Annotated in this window: 13 protein-coding genes, 1 tRNA gene and 1 other RNA gene; 4 read left to right on the top strand and 11 right to left on the bottom strand. The window is 52.0% G+C overall.

The features are described from left to right. The first annotated feature begins 10 nt into the window (after positions 1-10). Complete coding sequence (locus IPJ96_10525) at positions 11-1588, top strand: FAD-dependent oxidoreductase (protein MBK7910784.1); 1578 nt, start codon at positions 11-13, stop codon at positions 1586-1588. On the opposite strand, the gene IPJ96_10530 is transcribed toward IPJ96_10525, so the two are convergent. The 4 genes from IPJ96_10530 to bcp all read right to left on the bottom strand — a co-directional run bounded on the left by IPJ96_10530 (position 1589) and on the right by bcp (position 4815). After that, positions 1589-2377, bottom strand: a complete 789-nt coding sequence (locus tag IPJ96_10530) for an RNA methyltransferase (protein ID MBK7910785.1) — start codon at positions 2375-2377, stop codon at positions 1589-1591. Further along, positions 2374-3612 carry a metallophosphoesterase gene (locus IPJ96_10535; protein MBK7910786.1) on the bottom strand — a complete coding sequence of 413 codons (1239 nt, stop codon included), beginning with the start codon at positions 3610-3612 and terminating at the stop codon, positions 2374-2376. The genes IPJ96_10530 and IPJ96_10535 overlap by 4 nt, the downstream gene beginning before the upstream one ends. A gap of 66 nt (positions 3613-3678) precedes the next feature. Further along, positions 3679-4335 carry a pyridoxamine 5'-phosphate oxidase gene (gene pdxH / locus IPJ96_10540; protein MBK7910787.1) on the bottom strand — a complete coding sequence of 219 codons (657 nt, stop codon included), beginning with the start codon at positions 4333-4335 and terminating at the stop codon, positions 3679-3681. 3 nt (positions 4336-4338) lie between these two features. Continuing rightward, complete coding sequence (bcp, locus tag IPJ96_10545) at positions 4339-4815, bottom strand: thioredoxin-dependent thiol peroxidase (protein MBK7910788.1); 477 nt, start codon at positions 4813-4815, stop codon at positions 4339-4341. 166 nt (positions 4816-4981) lie between these two features. Between bcp and IPJ96_10550 the strand changes: the two genes are divergently transcribed. The 3 genes from IPJ96_10550 (at position 4982) to ssrA (ending at position 6723) form a co-directional block, all read left to right on the top strand. After that, on the top strand, positions 4982-5548 hold the full coding sequence (locus IPJ96_10550) for a YqgE/AlgH family protein (protein ID MBK7910789.1): 567 nt from the start codon (positions 4982-4984) through the stop codon (positions 5546-5548). 319 nt (positions 5549-5867) lie between these two features. Continuing rightward, a tRNA-Pro gene (locus IPJ96_10555) sits at positions 5868-5942 on the top strand. 413 nt (positions 5943-6355) lie between these two features. Continuing rightward, positions 6356-6723, top strand: a transfer-messenger RNA (tmRNA) gene (ssrA, locus tag IPJ96_10560). A 162-nt stretch (positions 6724-6885) separates the two neighbouring features. Here the strand turns inward: ssrA and IPJ96_10565 are convergent. From IPJ96_10565 to thrC, 7 genes are all read right to left on the bottom strand, one after another. Then, positions 6886-7284, bottom strand: coding sequence for a hypothetical protein (locus IPJ96_10565; GenBank protein MBK7910790.1), 399 nt, complete (start codon positions 7282-7284; stop codon positions 6886-6888). Between the two features lie 76 nt (positions 7285-7360). Beyond that, the gene (locus IPJ96_10570; GenBank protein MBK7910791.1) at positions 7361-8305 is read right to left on the bottom strand and encodes a hypothetical protein; all 945 of its coding nucleotides are present in this window, start codon (positions 8303-8305) and stop codon (positions 7361-7363) included. Next, positions 8302-8715, bottom strand: a complete 414-nt coding sequence (locus tag IPJ96_10575; GenBank protein ID MBK7910792.1) for a cytochrome c — start codon at positions 8713-8715, stop codon at positions 8302-8304. The genes IPJ96_10570 and IPJ96_10575 overlap by 4 nt, the downstream gene beginning before the upstream one ends. A gap of 4 nt (positions 8716-8719) precedes the next feature. Beyond that, a complete protein-coding gene (locus IPJ96_10580; protein ID MBK7910793.1) occupies positions 8720-10681 on the bottom strand; it encodes a tetratricopeptide repeat protein in 1962 nt (653 codons plus the stop codon). Between the two features lie 23 nt (positions 10682-10704). Then, positions 10705-12342 carry a T9SS type A sorting domain-containing protein gene (locus IPJ96_10585; GenBank protein MBK7910794.1) on the bottom strand — a complete coding sequence of 546 codons (1638 nt, stop codon included), beginning with the start codon at positions 12340-12342 and terminating at the stop codon, positions 10705-10707. Between the two features lie 1012 nt (positions 12343-13354). Next, positions 13355-16954, bottom strand: coding sequence for a CotH kinase family protein (locus tag IPJ96_10590; GenBank protein MBK7910795.1), 3600 nt, complete (start codon positions 16952-16954; stop codon positions 13355-13357). A gap of 76 nt (positions 16955-17030) precedes the next feature. Continuing rightward, entirely contained in the window at positions 17031-18341 is a 1311-nt protein-coding gene (thrC, locus tag IPJ96_10595) for a threonine synthase (GenBank protein MBK7910796.1), read from the bottom strand. Between the last annotated feature and the right edge of the window lie 6 nt (positions 18342-18347).

Genomic DNA, 18347 nt, shown 5'->3' on the forward strand with positions numbered 1-18347 from the left:
CCATCCCACTATGATTCATTCGCTCGAGCTGGTCCTTCTTCCCGAAGAGGCGGCAGACCAATCGGCACAAATGCGGCAGGCGGCTTCGCTGCTCAGGGTACCGCCCTCCCGCATTCGGCTGGTACTGCGCAAGCGTTCCATCGATGCCCGTGGCCGACAGGTTCGCATACGGTTATTCGTGGATGCCTATGTCGACGAACTGCCGGCGCCTCCCGTCGATCTTTCCACCCTCTATCAATTCAGGAAAGACGTATCCAACGCACCAACCGTCGTTGTCATTGGCCTGGGCCCGGCAGGAATGTTCGCAGCGTTGAGGCTGATCGAACTGGGCTATCGCCCGCTCGTGATAGAACGCGGCAAGGATGTTCGTAGCCGCCGACGCGACCTTGCCTTACTCAACCGCGCGGGTGAAGTCGACCCGGATTCCAACTATTGCTTCGGCGAGGGCGGCGCGGGTACTTATTCCGATGGAAAGCTATACACACGTTCCGGAAAGCGAGGCGACATTCAGCGCATCTTGTCGATCCTGGTACTCCACGGCGCCGATCCTTCCATCCTCATCGATGCGCATCCGCACATCGGCACCAACCGATTGCCGCAGGTGGTGCAGGCAATTCGTCAAACCATCCTCGATGCGGGAGGAGAAATTCGCTTCTCTTCACGATTGACCGATCTCCAAATAACTGAGCAGCGACTTCGGACTGTAACGGTGACCAGTGTGGAAACCGGCACGGAGACTGAACTGCCGGCACAGGACCTGATCCTGGCAACGGGGCATTCAGCACGTGATGTGTATGAATTGCTTTTTCGGAAAGGCGTACTCCTGGAAGCAAAGCCGTTCGCCCTTGGTGTCCGGGTGGAACATCCGCAAGGCATCATCGATGCGGCCCAGTATCATAGTCCCGTACGCAGCAATTGGCTGCCGCCCGCCAGTTATTCGCTGACTTGTCAGGTGGATGACCGCGGTGTCTACTCCTTTTGCATGTGCCCGGGTGGGATCATCGCACCGGCCGCCACCGCGCAGGGTGAAGTGGTGGTCAACGGCTGGTCACCTTCCAAACGCAATAACCCCTACGCGAATTCCGGCATGGTGGTAAGCGTTGGGTTAGCGGATTTTCTTCCCTATGATGCTGCTGGCGCATTGTCGGGCTTGCGATTTCAAGCCGAAGTTGAACAGCAAGCCTTCCGGGCCGGAGGAGGAAAATTGGTGGCGCCTGCCCAGCGCCTGATCGATTTCTGTGAACGCAAGGCAAGTCGCGATCTGCCCGATTGCTCTTACTTACCGGGAATTCGTCCGGTAAAGCTCGACGAAGTATTACCCACCACGGTGTCCAGTGCGTTACGCGAAGGACTGAAGCAATTCGGAAAGAAGATGAAAGGCTACTTTACGAACGAAGCCGTGCTGGTCGCAACCGAATCCCGGACCTCTTCGCCTGTGCGGATTCCGAGAGACCGGGAAACGCTCATGCATCCGCAAATCGCGGGACTCTTCCCTTGTGCCGAAGGAGCGGGATATGCCGGTGGAATCGTGTCAGCGGCCATGGACGGTGAGCGCTGTGCCGAGCAATTGGTCAAAAGAAGAGGCTGATCACTGATCCGGATGCACGCGCCGGTATTCGGCCAGCAGCACAGCGGAACTTACTGCTACATTGAGCGATTCGGGGCCCTGTCCGCTCTTGAAGTATCCCGGTATGGAGATTCGTTCCGTACAACAACTTAAGACCTCCGGACGAATTCCCTCCGATTCATTTCCCAATACCAGGCAGGCACTTTTCGGAAACCGGCTTTTGAATAAGTCCGGTCCATCCATCGTTGCCGCGAGTACCGGATGAGCGGTTGCGGCGATGTATGCCGCAAGAAAGGTATCCAGCTTTGTGCGACGGATCTTGGTTCTGAAGAGCGATCCCATCGCCGCTTGCACGACCTTGGGATTGAACTCTTCCACCGTATCCTCTGATACGACAAGCGAGGGTAAACCGAACCAATCTGCAATACGCAAGATGGTTCCCAGGTTCCCGGGATCTCGTATTCCATCCAAAACCAACACAAGATGATCTGACGGAACAACCTCGTCATGAGAAGTTGCAGGCTTCCGGATAACCGCCAAGCCGTCCGGTGCTGTACTCAGGCTCGACATGCGGTCCAATTGCTGGCGGGTACATTCCACAAATTCGATTCCGGCCGAAGCAGCAGGATGCGACTTCATCCGGTGCAGGAATTCAGGTGTACCGGCAATCAGGCTGACCGTCATTCCGGTCTGCAAAGCTTCTTCCACCACCTTATTACCCTCGGCCAGGAAGCATCCCTCCTCCTCCCGGAATTTCTTCTGGTGCAGGGACCGGACCCACTTCAACTGATTGTTGGAGAGCATGCTCATGCGCGGCTGAACTCAAATACGGTAATCTCCGGCAAGATACCGACACGTCCCGGATAACCGAGAAATCCGAGTCCGCGGTTCACATACAAATGCTGGCGTCCGGCATCATACAAATCGGCCCACTCCTTATACACATATTGAACCGGGCTCCACCGGAAACCGGGGATCTCAACACCGAATTGGAAGCCATGGGTATGTCCGGAAAGGGTCAGGTCAATGAACGGATGATTCACCACCTCGGCTTTCCAATGGGAAGGATCGTGCGATAACAAGATGTTGACCGGCGCGGGCGTAAAGCCGTTCAACGCTTTACCAAGGTCGCCGTAGCGGGAGAAGTTCGCGCGCGCGCTCCAATTCTCAACGCCCAGCAGTCCGATGCGATCGCCATTTCGTTCGATGAACGTATGCTCGTTGAGCAACAGGTTCCAGCCGAAGTCGGCGTGGAGACGCTTGAGTTTTTCAAGGTTATCCGCCTTCTCCGCCTGGGTTTTCCACCGGAAATAATCACCATAGTCATGATTACCCAGTATCGAATGTACGCCCAGAGGAGCTTTCAATCGGGAGAGAGCATCCCGGTGTTCAACCGCTTCTTCGTGCCGGTCGTTCACCAGGTCCCCGGTGAAGAAGATGATATCCGGTGATTCGTTTTGGATCAGTTCAACGGCGCGCTCCAGTGGTTTGCGGTCCAGGAAGCTTCCGGTGTGTATGTCGGAAATCTGTACAGCCCGCAGTCCTTCAAAACCCGGTGGGAGGTTCGGCAACTTCAGTCGCACGCGCTTCACCTGATAACGATAGGCGCCTCCGGTCATGCCGTACAGCATCGACAGCAACGGAATACTCCCGACGACAAAGCCCAGGCGTACCAGAAACTGATAACGGCTGATCCCGCCCGCGACGGTAACATCCCCGGAGCTGAAGAGCTTGGATGCTCCCCAACGGAAGACCCGAAGAATGTCGTCAGTGGCCAGGAACAGACTGAAGATGATCTTGGATAGGTAGAAGATGACGACAATCGCGAATGCATAAGTGCGAAACACCCGCGGCCAGGTGTGCCAGTCGATCCATTGGCCGGTCAGCATGACGCCGTAGCCGAATAGGGCGATTGCCCAGTAGATCAGGACGGTGATCCGTTGCGTGGAGGGCGCACGCTGGGCTACCAGAAAACGAACACCCTGGAAGACATACAGGTCGACCAACAAGAGGATGAAGAGGAGAATGAAGAAGCGGGTCAGCATGGGAGGATCAACTCGCAGTGGTTGCGAAGGGGTATCTCGTCAGACGTTTGCGGCGTAGATTTATTGTCAGGGGAACAAACGGAAAATGCGCCACTTGCCTGAATTCCGGGAACGCTCATAGATGATCCTGTCGTGTAACCGGCTGGGACGGCCTTGCCAGAATTCGATGTGATGCGGTTTCAGTCGGTAACCTCCCCAGTGCGGGGGTCGAACTACCGCCTTCCCCTCGAATTTCTTTTCCAATAGCTCCAGCCGTTCGACGAGCGCATGCCGGTCATTCAATTCACGGCTTTGGTCGGAAGCCCAGGCACCCAACTGGCTTTCGCGGGGGCGGGTCTTGAAGTAGGCATCGGAGGCTTTTGCGCTCAGCTTCTCGATGGTCCCCAATATCCGGACCTGTCGTTGTAATTCCGGCCAAAAGAAATTGAGACACGCCTGTTTGTTGTCTGCCATTTGTGTCCCTTTGCGGCTCTGATAATTCGTAAAGAACGTGAACCCGGTCTTGTCGACATCGCGAAGCAGGACGATGCGTGCATCCGGCTGTTTCTTCTTGTTGACTGTGGCGAGCGTCATGGCGTTTGGTTCGTTCACTTCCGCTTCGAGTGCCTGCTCCATCCACTTCGCAAATTGCCGGAGCGGGTTCTTTTCAACATCCGATTCGTTCAACTCGAAGGCCGAAAAGTCGGTCCGCAAATGCCGGATGATATCGCTGATCTGACGCATGGGTTATGCTTGTTCGGTTAGGATTTGTTCCGCATGCCGGGCGGAATCTACTGATTCGATGATCCGTTCAATCCGGCCTTGCTCATCGATTAAAAAAGTGGTCCGGATGATGCCCATGTACTTTCGACCGAAGAGCACCTTCTGACCATACACCTTGAAGGCATTCACCAGTTCCTGCTGATCGTCCACCAACAGGTCGTATGGAAGGTCATACTTGTCGATAAAGCGACGGTGCGACTTTTCCGAGTCCATACTCACTCCTACGACCTCATATCCGCTCTTCTTCAATTTCTTGTAATGATCCCGAAGATTACAGGCTTCCTTCGTACAGGTTTCCGTATTATCCTTGGGATAAAAGAACAAGACCAGTTTTCGTCCGAGGAAATCGGAATGATTTACTGTTTTTCCATCCTGGTTTTTCAAGCTAAAAGCAGGGATCTTATCACCTATTTGCAACGCTCCGGATCGCTTTTTAGCCATTTTTTAAGGAATTTCGCAGCCTGCTCAGGATGTAAGTTTTACCTATGGAATGAATGAACTCCTCCTGAAAACAGGGGTAAAACTACGAGAAAAACAAATGAGAGCCTTTTGGGTTTCAACTCTTCCGGGAGTCTGGCCCAGGGCTTGACTGACCTGATCAACGATTATGCGTAAGCTGATACACCTCGAACCGAAAGTCGGCCGTATCCTGGTTTCCGAACCCTTTCTGATGGATTCCTACTTCAAGCGTTCCGTGATTCTTCTGGGAGAGCATGGCGAAGAGGGGACCGTAGGATTTATCCTGAACAAACCGACCGATCTGGGTCTCAACGACGCGTTGGAAGACTTTCCGCCGTTCGAAGTTCCCCTGTATTTCGGCGGCCCGGTTCAGACGGATACGATCCACTTCCTCCACACCATCGGAGCCAAGCTGGAAGGAAGCAAAGAGATCCTTCCGGGTATCTGGTGGGGCGGTAGTTTGGAGATGCTTAAACTGATGATCGATACGCATCAGGTTGGCAAGGACGACATCCGATTTTTCGCCGGCTATTCCGGTTGGGAACCCAACCAGTTAAACGATGAACTGCGCAGTAAGACCTGGCTGGTATCCAATTGCCAAAAGGTATTTGCCTTCTCCGATCATCCGGAAGACCTCTGGGGAGAAGTCCTGCGTTCCATGGGAAGTTCCTATGCCGTACTGGCGAATTTTCCGGAAGACCCTTCGCTGAATTGATGTAGTGAAGTCGAACCGAGACTGAGGGACGTGAGACGAGGGACGTGGGACGAGGGACGAGGGACGAGGGACGTGAGACGAGGGACGAGGGACGTGAGACGAGGGACGAGGGTCGAGGGAGCAGGGACGTTGATCAAAGACTATTCGTGCCGTTTTAGGTTTTAGCTTCTTGTCACCCAGCAATTTCGATAGCTTACATCGTTGATTATCAACTGACTATTCAGCGTTTCAAAAAGCATCTGATCACATTCCTGGCTTGTCATTCTTGCTATTTTATTCGATTTTCCTACCTTTGCCGTCCCCAAAACAGCGGGGAATTCGGGGTGTAGCGTAGCCCGGTTAGCGCGCCACGTTCGGGACGTGGAGGTCGGAGGTTCGAATCCTCTCACCCCGACAGCATAGTTAAAAGCCTTCCAGTGATGGGGGGCTTTTTTTGTTAGGGACGTGGGGCGAGGGACTAGGTGCGAGGAACAAGGTGCGGGTGCGAAAGACGAGGGACGTGGGATGAGCGACGAGGGACGTGGTGCGAGGTGCGAGGTGCGAGGTGCGGAAAACGAGGTACCGGAGGTTCTTTCAGTAAAGAATAATGTGCCTTCGTATCACGGCTTAGCGAACCGTTCGAACGATAGGGTTTTGCATTTTCCTACAAGACACAACCAGTAACCATTCCAACCAACGCTGCCAACTGCCTACCGCATACTGCTTACTGCCTACTGCCTACTGCCTACCGCCTACCGCCTACCCCTACCGCCTTCTGCTCCGCCGCCAACCGCCTCATCCACTTTTCGTATCTTTGCATCTACCTATGGGGCTGACCGGTTTTGACAGCTGGATGAATCGTTCCGTAAGCATGCCGAGCGTCGTTAGTCAGGCTCGTTAATCCCGGCTTTCAAAGATTAGTTGGCAACACCAACTACGCGTTGGCTGCTTAATCAGACCGATTAACCAGATCCGACTGTTTCCTGGAGACCTGCTCACCCGTCTCCTGTACGGAAGCATCGCATGGTGAGTGGGCAGACGCAAGGTTCCGTAGCGGCTGCCGAGATCAACGGGACTAAGCCTGCAGGTCGCCATCGTCCGGCAGCCGGCGGGTCGAAAATCAAAGGCCGATAAGCATGTAGAAAGCGGGGTTATTCCCGGTTTGGACGCGGGTTCGACTCCCGCCAGCTCCACCTCCATCAAAAAACGGAAGCAGCCATCAGCTGCTTCCGTTTTTTTATGACTCTATTCGTTGACCTTCCGGCATCGGCGCTCTGCCATGAACGCGAATGGTGACCAGCCCGGAACCGCACTGTGGTTGATTCGAACCAGGCAACGCTACAATATCCCGAACAGGTTCACCAGGGTCGTGCTCCCTGTAACATCCATACTTTGATTGTATCGATCATGCCTTCCGAGACACGTCCTCCATCCGGCGGCATTAGCGGAAATTCCACTCCGCGTAAGCGGCCGATCAAAATACTGTTTTCAGGATCCAAAGAATCGACATAAGGCGCCAGATGCCCGGAGGTCAAGAGTTGTTCAAACGAACAACACGTCCTCAGATCCAGGAAGGGATGCCATTCATTATGACACCGTATGCACATTGCATCAAACAAAGGTTGAATATCCCGGGTAAACGAGATCATCGTATCACCAGGGATCGGCGCAGGTTGTATGATCAGAGGTCCCTGGTCCTTGGTGCAAGAACCGAACATGACCGTTATCAGGAAAAAAACCACCAGGAATCTACGCATGGATCCGCTTGGCATTTGCATGACGTAATGCTGAGGTATGACCCTGCAGCGATTTTGACGCTTGTTTTTCATTCCACTAGCCCTTCTCATTTTTCGCCTTCTTCCAAAATGTTCTACGCAGATTGAAACCGATCAGAAATTCCCCATTGGTATAATCATAAGGTGTACTCCATTCCAGTTGCTGTGTGTTCAGCGCCTGCGAAGACGACACGAAGACGCTAAATGAATGACCGACGGTGCCGAATTCAATTCCCAGCGTCGCAGGGAACAAACCATTCTCCGGCTTTCGGCCGAAACGGTAATGATATTCCGCTACAACAGAGGCTTTAGTAGATAGTGCAACCGAACCACCGGCTGCAAGTCCGAGCCGATGGTTCTGATAGCCCGGTGTGACCAGGTTGTAATATTGAAAGGACGGAATCAACAAAGCCCGAAAGCGCTCCTTGAACTTTCTTGCAAGGATCAGTTGGGAAGAATAGGAAAATCGGTGCGCCAATTCATAGGTGAATCGCTGTCGACCATCACCGAAATACGCGAATTGGGAAACAGGCGGAAAGTCGTCGCTCATGCAGGCTACATTGACGTAGACAGCCAGCGCGAAGGGTCTTCGGTTGTCGGTCGATTGATCCAGAAACCGGTACTTCCCTTCCATCTCATAGGTTTTTCCGGATTTTGTTCTTGCTATACCCAGCATACCCCGACTGCCAAGCGGAAATTGGAAACTGAAACGGATATTCGCCACACCGTCGGTTCCCAGAAAATTCCGGATCAAGGACTGGTCTGCCTTTACATACCCGAAACGGTGTCGAATATGAAATTCCCAGGATCCAGGGACTCCCGTTTGCACAGTTTGCATATTGACCAATGTGGAAGACCTGAACATATCTTTATCTCCCGGGCTTTCGTCAAATACTTCGAGTTGAGCCCGGGCGGGGATATCCGGTAACCAGACGATCAGCAACAGCATGCATCGGGCAAGCCATCTCAGGATGAGCGAATCATTAAACGGTTGTCTTTTCATCTTTTTGAAGATAACGAGCGGATATAGTGTACCAATGCCCATCGCTCCCGGACCGTGAACAACTTATTATATGCCTGCATATCGCCTCGCCCAGTCGATATCTTCCAAAAAATTGCACCATCACTTTCCGATTGAATCTTCAAGCTGGTATGGTCAGCCGGCTTGACCCGTAGCGTTGCCGCAGCAGGTCCGTCACCTTTGCCATCAAGTCCATGACATGTCCAACAGGTACTTTCATATAACTTCTTTCCAAGACTGACCACTTCGGCACTGTGCGGCAGGGCGTTCTCCACTTTATTCACTGCTTCCGGCGCTACCCAGGGAATCTGCGGATCGGTGAACGCGCTTGAAGCCAGCATACAACTCAGCGCAAGTACAATTGGATATTGCAACTTCGATTGCTTCTTCATTCGTTTATTTTTCTGATGCCAGGGATACTCCCCCTTTTAGGATGCGGTCACGTGCCGCAAGGGCATTTTGGTTAACAGGATCTCTGGAAAGGATATCGTTCAAAATCTGCAAGGCCTGTGCCCGTTCTCCTTGCCGGTATCTTACAATAGCCAGGTTGTACAACGCTTGCACATTTCCCGGATCCTGACGCAGGAATCTCTCCAGAAAGGTTTCAGCCTCTGCGAAACGACCATCGCGCAGGCAAATCAGAGCCAGATTATTATCGGTTACAGGACTTGGTGGTAACGAACGGAAAATCGCTTCCGCTTCTCTCCACCTTCCCTCCTGCATCTTGATAACGCCCAATACAGCTTTTGCTTCCCTATTCCCGTCGTGGTAGGCCAATGACTTTTCAAACAGCCTGCGTGCGTCATCAAATCGATTAGTACTGGAATAACATTTGCCCAATTCGAATGCGATTTCAGAAGCTAATATTCGATCACGGTCGGTTTCGATTACACCTGATGGGACTTTTTCTAAAATCCGTATCGCATTATCAATCTCTCCCTTCGCTTTGAGTAACCGAGCGAACCGAAGTCCGGCTTCCAGATCTTCCGGAATTTCCTGCAGCAGGCTGGTGAAATATCCGATAGCTGCTGCGGTGTCCTTCCGAAGTAGCGCCAGCGAAGCCAACTCCCGCGACAAACTTGCAGGACGATAGAGCCCCCACTGCTCAGCCTTCGATAAGTGTTCGACCGACGTCTGGTATGTTCCCGCATACTTTCCAGCCTCCCAACCGTTCTTTCTACTTTCTCCCGCCAAGTGATTGTAGGCCTGCTCACCCCTCCAGGTATGCCAATGCACGATGGCGCTATGGATTGAAAAAAGAATTAACCCTCCATAGAGGACCAGGAACCATCGTCCGCGTGCGGTCCGATGATTGGGACGCGACAACAAGATCGGGCCCAACCGTACGTACTGTCGCTTCAAGACCCGTAACGAAATTACCAGTCCGAATGCCAGTAATATTCCAAGAGTAATGGCCAATAGAAAAGGAACCGCGTCGTATAAACCCCTGTAAATGACTATAAATACGATTGCAGCGATCAATAGCACAGCATCCTCCTGCCAGGAAAAATCAAATTTTCTTTTGCCCGACTTCGATGCAACGCGGGTAAAAAACCCGGAAGGCTGACCAAAACCGAATTCCAACGCTCCTTCAGGACATACCTGAACACAATCCAGATCTTTCAGGCAGTTTGTATCCATGACACGTCCATATGCATTCACCTCACGATGAACCTGGATGTGTGAATCGCAGACCGAAGTGCAAATGCCGCAGCTCGTACAATTACCTTTTAACAGGATCTTTCCGGGTGCTACACGATCCGCCACTGAAAACAGCATTCCATACGGACAGGCATATTGACAAAACGTCCGGCTCCCCAGAACATAAACCACAAATCCTCCACAAACCAGGAACGTAAGAAGCGTAATGCCAATGGACGGAAGATTTCTCCAGAAATCTGTCGTAACAAATGATGCCCAATTGCTTGAGGCACCCGCAATATGAATTGAAACAGCGGGTTGCCCCATGAACATCCGTTCCAGCTGCGGCAACAAGAATAAGTAAATCACAGCCCCAACCGGAATCCAATAAAATGTCCGTGAACGAATATGCCGAGGCTTGATCTTAAGCTTTCTCAGTATCCAGGCGCTTGCATCCTGAAGAGCAAGCATATGGCACATCCAGGAGCAAAAAAATCGCCCGAAGAGCAAGGTGGAAACCATGGCAAGGCCCATAAAAATGAAGCCTGCCGTCAGAATTCCAAGATGAAGCGTGTATAACACTTCATTGAATTCAAGCGGCGCTAAAGTCTTACCTGCGATCTTCCAATGCGCAATGTGCAAGCCCATCAGCAGATATACGGAAGCCAGACTGATCACCCGCCATCTGGCATAATCCGTACCCTGCTTTAGCGGCATCTGAATTCAGGATTTACGGCTGATCATCGAAGGATCACCCGTCTGTGCAACCTGCCCTCGTTCGTTTCCAGTGTAAACAGGTATGTTCCAGCAGGCAACCCAACGAGATCGAGTGTATGAGTCCATTCATTGCTACCAGACTGAACCACACGGGAAAAGAGCAACCTTCCGGCCAAATCGAATACGTTCATACCCATTTCGCCTAAAGTCGAACGTCCATTCACCCTGATTTGAAATACCCCATCGGAAGGATTGGGGGAGATCGTCAGCTTGAATTTCTCTTCCAACCCACCTCCAATACCGGTACAGGTTTCAACAAATACTTGTGATAAGGCTGGTTGACTTTCACACGTAATTCCTCCAACCTCTATTTCCCAATCATAAAGGAAGTAGTAATAGGAGGCCCCGGCACTGGAACCGGTGATAGATAAGGTATCCTGCAGGACATACGGATAAGTAACGCCCGCGTTGTTACGATAGAGGTTCGGTGTGCCGGAAACACCCAGCCGCAGATTGGTGCCGACCGGCACCTCTATTCCCAGGTCCTCTCTCGACATGCCATCCTGTATGTTAACAGTGACCGACTGGATGGTATTTCCGGTTGCATCTGATAGAAAGATCGTACGGGGTCCGTCCCCGTTCGCATAGAAAAGCGCGGATTTCAACAGGAAGGGTTTCAACGCGTCAAAAATCAAGTACTGCGTTCCGGTAAAGTAACTACCGCCACCGGTATTGTCCGGTTTTGCTCCATGGGAAATTACTCCCGGATGGTGCAAATGTTGAATTGCCTGGTAATAGGTAGATGCGGTCAGGGATGGCGTGGTCAACAAGTTTCCTGTTCCAGCTATCTGTCCTGCCGCATCCAGCCAAAGAATGTCGTTGCCGACCGCGCTTAAGATCGCACTGGTTCCGGAACATACGGTATCATCCATCACAACAGGTGGCAAGGGTGCCGCCATGGACGTGATCGTGACAGGATCAGAAGTGGCGGTCCCGCAATAGGTAGTAACGGCTACCGAATAACTGCCGGCACTCACCCGAATCGATTGTGTCGTAGCACCAGTGGACCATACATAGGAAAGACCTGCATTCGCGGTCAGGGTTATGGAATCGGTTCCGCAAATCAACGTACTACGATCAGCACTGATCCTTGCAACCGGGTTGCCGGGAGCATCCTGTTGGGTCAGCGTAAAGGGCATGATCGTAAAATTGTTCGATTCATTCATCTCGACGAAGAAATCGTGAGGATCCAATTCATAGACAATCCAATAGTCACCGTTGCAGGTTCCTGGAGGAATTTCAATGAACATGCCATTCAGGCTCTCGCTGTAGATATCGGTATAGCCAACGCTGCAGCCCTGTTCCACATCGGAACATCCGTATGAATTACCCAATCCGTAGTTCGGGAAATCGGCATTAAGCAAAACTGTTCCTTGTCCGAATACGGACTGGTCATCGCGACAATGCCCCTGATAGGTGCTACAGGAGCCATAATCCATCAGGCAAAAAGACTGCTTATGACCCCATCCAATCACACTCCACTTAAGCGGATCCGGCTCCAGGGGATCCTGAATCCTTAACGACATCCGTCCCCAATCATCCACATGCATACTGCCCTGCTGATAGGTCATCGCACCAGCCACCCGGTCCCTGAAAGTCATTTGGTTGCCTGACTTGTGATAGACCCGCTGCCAAAGCAGTTGCTTCGCAACCTCTCCATTGGGGCACGTAAATGTCTGACTAGCGGGAGCTGTAAACGTATCCGTACCGCATACGAACCAATGTTCAGCATTCTGCTCTGCTTGTACTGAAAATGGTCCATAACCGATATTGGGCGTACTACCAGTAACTCTTAAATGTCCATTGTCTGCGCCAGCGCCGGTTTGTGGATATTCTGTCGGGCCTCCGGCATAGTTTTCCAATCCATACCAGCTAATCGTCAAATCCGGCAACAAATCACAATCCGAGGAACCGGACCCCGGCGGACAAACACAACTTGTCGCATTTGTGATCGTACATTGGGCGGACGCCCTACCGGATGTTAACGCCGTAATGAACAACAAACAGAGTACCCGCTTTCCTATTCTCATGATTGGATTGATTTTAGACGCTATTAAAATTATTGTCAATTCCCCCAATTCGTAATGAGTGGAATCAAACAGCGGAATACGAAAAGAAATACGAAAACTCAGTTCCGGGAGCCCCAATGGACTTTTTCACCAAACTTCCTGGTATTGTCCGTGAATTTGAGATACTGAAGTTGAACAAAAAAGAACCTACCCGTTAACTGATCGGAATATGGAAACCTATCCTGATAAATCCGCTCAGGCGCTTCCGCATAGGAATCAGGAGAAACAATGACACCCGAAAACTGAACACCTTGAATATTGGCCGGCTGGAGTGGGTTGGAATGAATGGTTCCGGCGATTAAGACTCCCGCACACAACTGCGAACCGTGAATTGAATCTTCACCCGACTTGAAAACAAGCAGCTGCCTTTCCGGGTCAAACGAATAGAAACAGTTGAAGCACCAGGGAATTCTTCTGCTTTCCAGAAAACACAGGGAAGCAATCTGACTGCTCTTGATGAATTCAGCGATTCGATCAGGTATCTGTTGCCTGACATCCACGGAGTGTCGAATAATAGAAATCGCCTTCCGATTTGCCCCCTTCCTTATTCGAACACTACCAATCTGGCAATTTCTCCGTACTGATTCTTAAGTAAGTAACTACCGGCTTCAAGGTTACTGGTGGAAATAAAGGATGATGACCCATCATGCTTCAATACCAATTTCCCTTCCATGGAAAATACGTCAACCGGTTCTGCCTTTGACATGTAGGCATTTTGACCGCGCACCACGGGATTGGGAATCAAACTGAAGTCCGTCAGCAACTGCGCGTAGTCGCGTTCGAAGATGGCGGTACGTGTAACGTCCACGTCGGCATGAATCACGATGGTGGGGGTAACCTCGTCCGTTTCCTGCCAACGCACGAATTTGTAGCCGGGTAAGGCATGAGCAGTGATCGTAAGCGGAAGTTCCTGGTAATAAATGCCGGTCCACGGATAAACCGAATTACTTACACCCGGCAGCTGGTCATTGATCTGCAGACTGTTCACCTCAAGCTGGCCATGTTGCGGGGAGGATACATCAACAGTCAGGACATGACGGTCGGTGAAGCCCAGTCGCGTGGCAAGATCATCCATCAGATAGTCGCGGCGCTGGTTCACGAAATCGCGCATCTTATCGAATCCGCTTTGCCAGGATGCTACATCGCGCGGAGTATTCCAGCGGTCAATGTGCCGTTGGATAACCGGGGATAGAAGATTTTCCGCCTTATCCATCTCTTCCAGGATATGGCTTTCCCGGAAATTGGAATTGAGCACATCGCAGAAGCGGTTACCGAAACGGATCTTATACTTGTCGTTCTCCCAGAAGCGCCGGATGAATCCGTCGTGTACATGCGTTGGCAGATAGGTCACGATATCAAAGTTGGCATTGAAAAACGCGTTGTCGAAGTCTTCCGCGATCCAGCGCCACCGTCCGTCGTGCCCCATGTTCGGACTGTTCTCCCCTTCTCCGCTTCGCACCCGCCAGTAAAATTGGTTATGGTCCGCGGTGGTCTTGTTCATGAATAGCGTCGAGATCCAATAGTCGGTGAAGTTGTCCACGTCTATCATGGTCTCGAGCTTGGCATAAATCGAATCGGTCCGGATATCCTGGCCGTGCACCGTACTCATGAGTGATTGGAATAAAGTCACATCGCCGTCGTGACCTTCAATCAACTGGAACGGTCCGTCGAGGTTATCCTCCATCATGACCAGGGAATCTTCGGGTATGTTGTAGATCCGGGATAGATGTTTGACATCGTTCAACTCGCGCAGGTCATGAACACCCCAGTATTCACCATTCAAGAATAGCTCTGTCAATTCATACGCCTGATATTTCAGGTTGAGTTTGTTGAACAACGACTGCGCCAGCGCGTCCCGGCACATGACATTTTCGGGACCACCCCATTCGTTTCCATTCTGGCGCAGGATGAAACGCTTGAATTCATCGATCGGTATGGAAGTACCCGGCACGCGCAAACCCGGGAAGAACGCATACTCGAACTCATTTTCGGTATCGTACTCCGTACGTCCATAGACCGTCAGGGGCTTCTGGCCCAAACTTCTGATCCACTGACCACGAACGCGGAGACCCGCATCCTGACTGAACGCGCGCTCTCCGCCCCCTGCCTCGAAATATTCGATATGGATGGGTCGTTCGGAAATTCGCCCGGTCATTTCATAATTTCCTGTAAAGGAGTATCCGGTGAAAGCTGCGCCGGGAATATAGATGCCGTTGTAGAAATCAAACAGGCCGGACGGATTGGTCGCAATCGAAATGACCGGTAATGGAAATGTTCCGCGGGTAGCGGCCGAATCAATGAAGTAGCTGCGCGTCTTGACCGGACCAAGTCCTCCACCGGGCGTATAAACCCGTGCGCGAACGATCTGTTGCCGCATGACACTACCATTCGGCTTTGCCCAAAACACCGGGTTGGGGCCGATCTGACTTGTCGGCGCGGTTCTGACATAACAATAGGGCGCCTGAGCCTCCGTCGTGGACGTCACATTCTGCTCTTGCAAACCGGGCGGAATACTGTCGCCGGCCAGGGACAAGGGTCCCGAATACAGAAAGGATCGGTCGGTCGGTTCGCTGCCGTCGAGGGTATAGTAAATGAGAGAACCCGCGGGCGCGGAGAGCGATAACGTAACGGGCTGAAGATAAAATCCGGCTTCAGCGGAAAAGTCAGCTTTGATCGTGGTGTCGCCTACCGGCAGGATGGTAAAGGGCAGTTCATTTTTCGCCATCCTGGTTGGAACATCATGATCGAGTACCTGGAATACACAACGGGTGGAGTACGTATTCGGCACTTGCCATAACCACTTTTCCTCTTGTGCAGGTATGTCTTGTGCCAGTACTTGCCACGTCAAACCACCATCCGGGGAGAATTTCAGGTCCACCGACCGGATCGAATCACCCGCCGCCCAATAGGTCATCAACAGGGAGTCGCCATTAAGACTGGTGACGGAATTCGGCAACCCGAGACGAAGCGTAAATGGATCCTCCTGTAAGCCGCCCAGCGGGAACAAGGCTCCGAGCGGCTGACCGTGACTTCCGGCAGTTTGACAGGACGAACCGAAACGTAAGCGATAATCATCCGATGCGGCATCCAGGAAGGAAGGATCACGGGAAAAGATGTGCCGGGAATTGTCGGTCATGCCTTCAATATCGCTGTAGCGCATTTCAAGGCTACCAGTGGAATTGAGATAATAGGGACCCTCTAACGGCGACCAGATGATGTTATCATAGGCCTCCGCCTTACCACCACCCAGTCCTGCATTTTTCTCCACGCACTCGATCGCGTATTCACAATCGTAAAAGGTATTCTGATGGATCAGCGCATGAGAATTGTCTTTTACAGCGACACCAGCGCCCGTTCGATAGATCAAGGTACCTGTGATCTCCACGAATTGCGCGCCTTCCCCTACTGACACACCTTTATCGCTGATGTCGTGAATCAGGCATTGCTCCACCTTCCCGATGGAACCCGGTGGTTGAAAATCGACCTTCCCAAAATCAATGGCGTCGATGTTGGTACCTCGTCCATAACGAATGGTGGTACGACGAATGACCGTACCTGCCGGGGAATTGTCGAAGTCGATCGCGTCGGCCGTGGTAAACTCAAAGAGACAATCTTCTACGGTGGAAAGGCTTCGAACAAGGTTGATCTCGTAGTAATTCGAAACATGACAGCGACCCATATAGACAAACTGCGCATCGAGTGAAAAGACAATCGGCGCATCTCCCTGGTGATAATCGTGGAAATAACTGTCTTGCAAATCAGCCGTTGCTCCGTTCCAGATCTTGGTCTGGCCTCCGTATAATTCTGCAAAATGATATTCGACTGCACTGCCGGTATCGCGTACTTCAATCTTTCCCCATTGCTCACCGGCAATTACCGGAAGCACTTGCACCGGCGAGACGTTCGTTCCCATGAGCCGCACTCCACCACCACCGGAAGCATGGATGGAGGCGCCTTTCGACATCTTCAGGACAGAACCCGCGGCTACCGTCAGTACTTTACCCGGATTGATGGTGACCTCCCGGTCGACCAGAATCGTACCTGACCAGGTTGTATCGCTCAAGATCATCCATTGAGCAAAGGTGAGGTTTGGAAAAAGAACCGGTAAAAGCGGCAATAGCAGCCGCAATAAAATTCGCTTCATTTCACAGTGTTCAGAGCGGAATCAATTCCTTACACTGCGAAAGTTAAGTCAGAATAAAATACGAGTAAAGTGTTGGTTAAATTTTTGACTTTTCAAGTAAAAATCGCCGTAATTCGGAAAATTCCGCCTTCATCCGGACAGCTTGTTTCTCTTTTCGGATTACTTCAGCCAAAGCACCCGGAACCTCCGGAGAACGACCGGATATCGCCTCTACCGCTTCGATAAATTTCGAAGGGTGCGCAGTGCCCAGCACGATGCCGGGATGCAGAGAACCATTTTGCTTAACGTACTGCTCCCAACCATACAAGCCGACAGCGGCATGCGGCTCTGTGAGGTAATGACATTCATCCCAACACAGGCGCATAAGGCGCGCGGTCGTGGCCTCGTCGGCAGTAGCGGCAAAGATCATTTTCCGCATCGCCTCAAGGTCGTTACCGAACAAGGCTGTCATCCGCCAAAAGTTGCTTGGGTTGCCGACGTCCATCGCGTTGGACATGGTCGAAACGGAAGCTCGTGGCTTGAACTCCCCGGTGTGGAGGTACTCCGGGACGACATCGTTGCTGTTCGTCGCTGCAACAAAACGATGCACGCCCAAGCCCATCATCCAGGCAAGGATTCCTGCGGTCAGGTTGCCGAAATTCCCGGATGGCACGACAAATACAGGATCAGCCGACCCGGTCGGCAGCTGCGCCACTGCCCGGAAATAATAAAAAATCTGGGGAACCAGGCGAGCAATGCTGATGCTGTTCGCCGAAGAGAGTCGCAAGGAACCACGCAATTCAGGATCGAGGAAGGCCTCTTTCACCAATCGTTGGCAATCATCAAAAGCCCCGTCCACTTCAAGGGCCGTAATGTTATTACCCCAGGTCGTCAACTGCTTCTCCTGCCATTCACTCACTTTTCCCGAGGGATAAAGAATCACGACATCAATTCCCGGAACATTCCAGAAGCCGCTGGCTACCGCGCTTCCGGTATCACCGGATGTGGCGACGAGAATCGTTAGTTTCCTGGATTCACCTTTGTTGAGATAAGCCATCAAGCGGGCCATGAAGCGCGCGCCGACATCCTTGAAGGCCAGCGTTGGGCCATGAAAGAGCTCCAACATATAAGTTTGGTCGCGCAACCGTACCAGCGGAGTATCGAACGGATATGCGTCCTGGCACATGGTCTCGAGATCCGACGCAGGAATTTCGTCACCGAACCAGGCTTTGGATACTATCGAAGCGATCTCCGGCAACGACATGGAACGCATCGCTTCGATCATCGGCTGAGGCAAGACAGGGATCCGTTCGGGCATGAAGAGGCCATTGTCAGGGGGCAATCCCAACAATACCGCATCCCGGAGACTGAAAGGATGATTTGGATCCTTCGTAGAAAAATAGCGCATACTCGT

Source organism: Bacteroidota bacterium, from assembly GCA_016713765.1.
GTDB classification, from domain to species: Bacteria; Bacteroidota; Bacteroidia; order AKYH767-A; family 2013-40CM-41-45; genus Pollutiaquabacter; species Pollutiaquabacter aromativorans.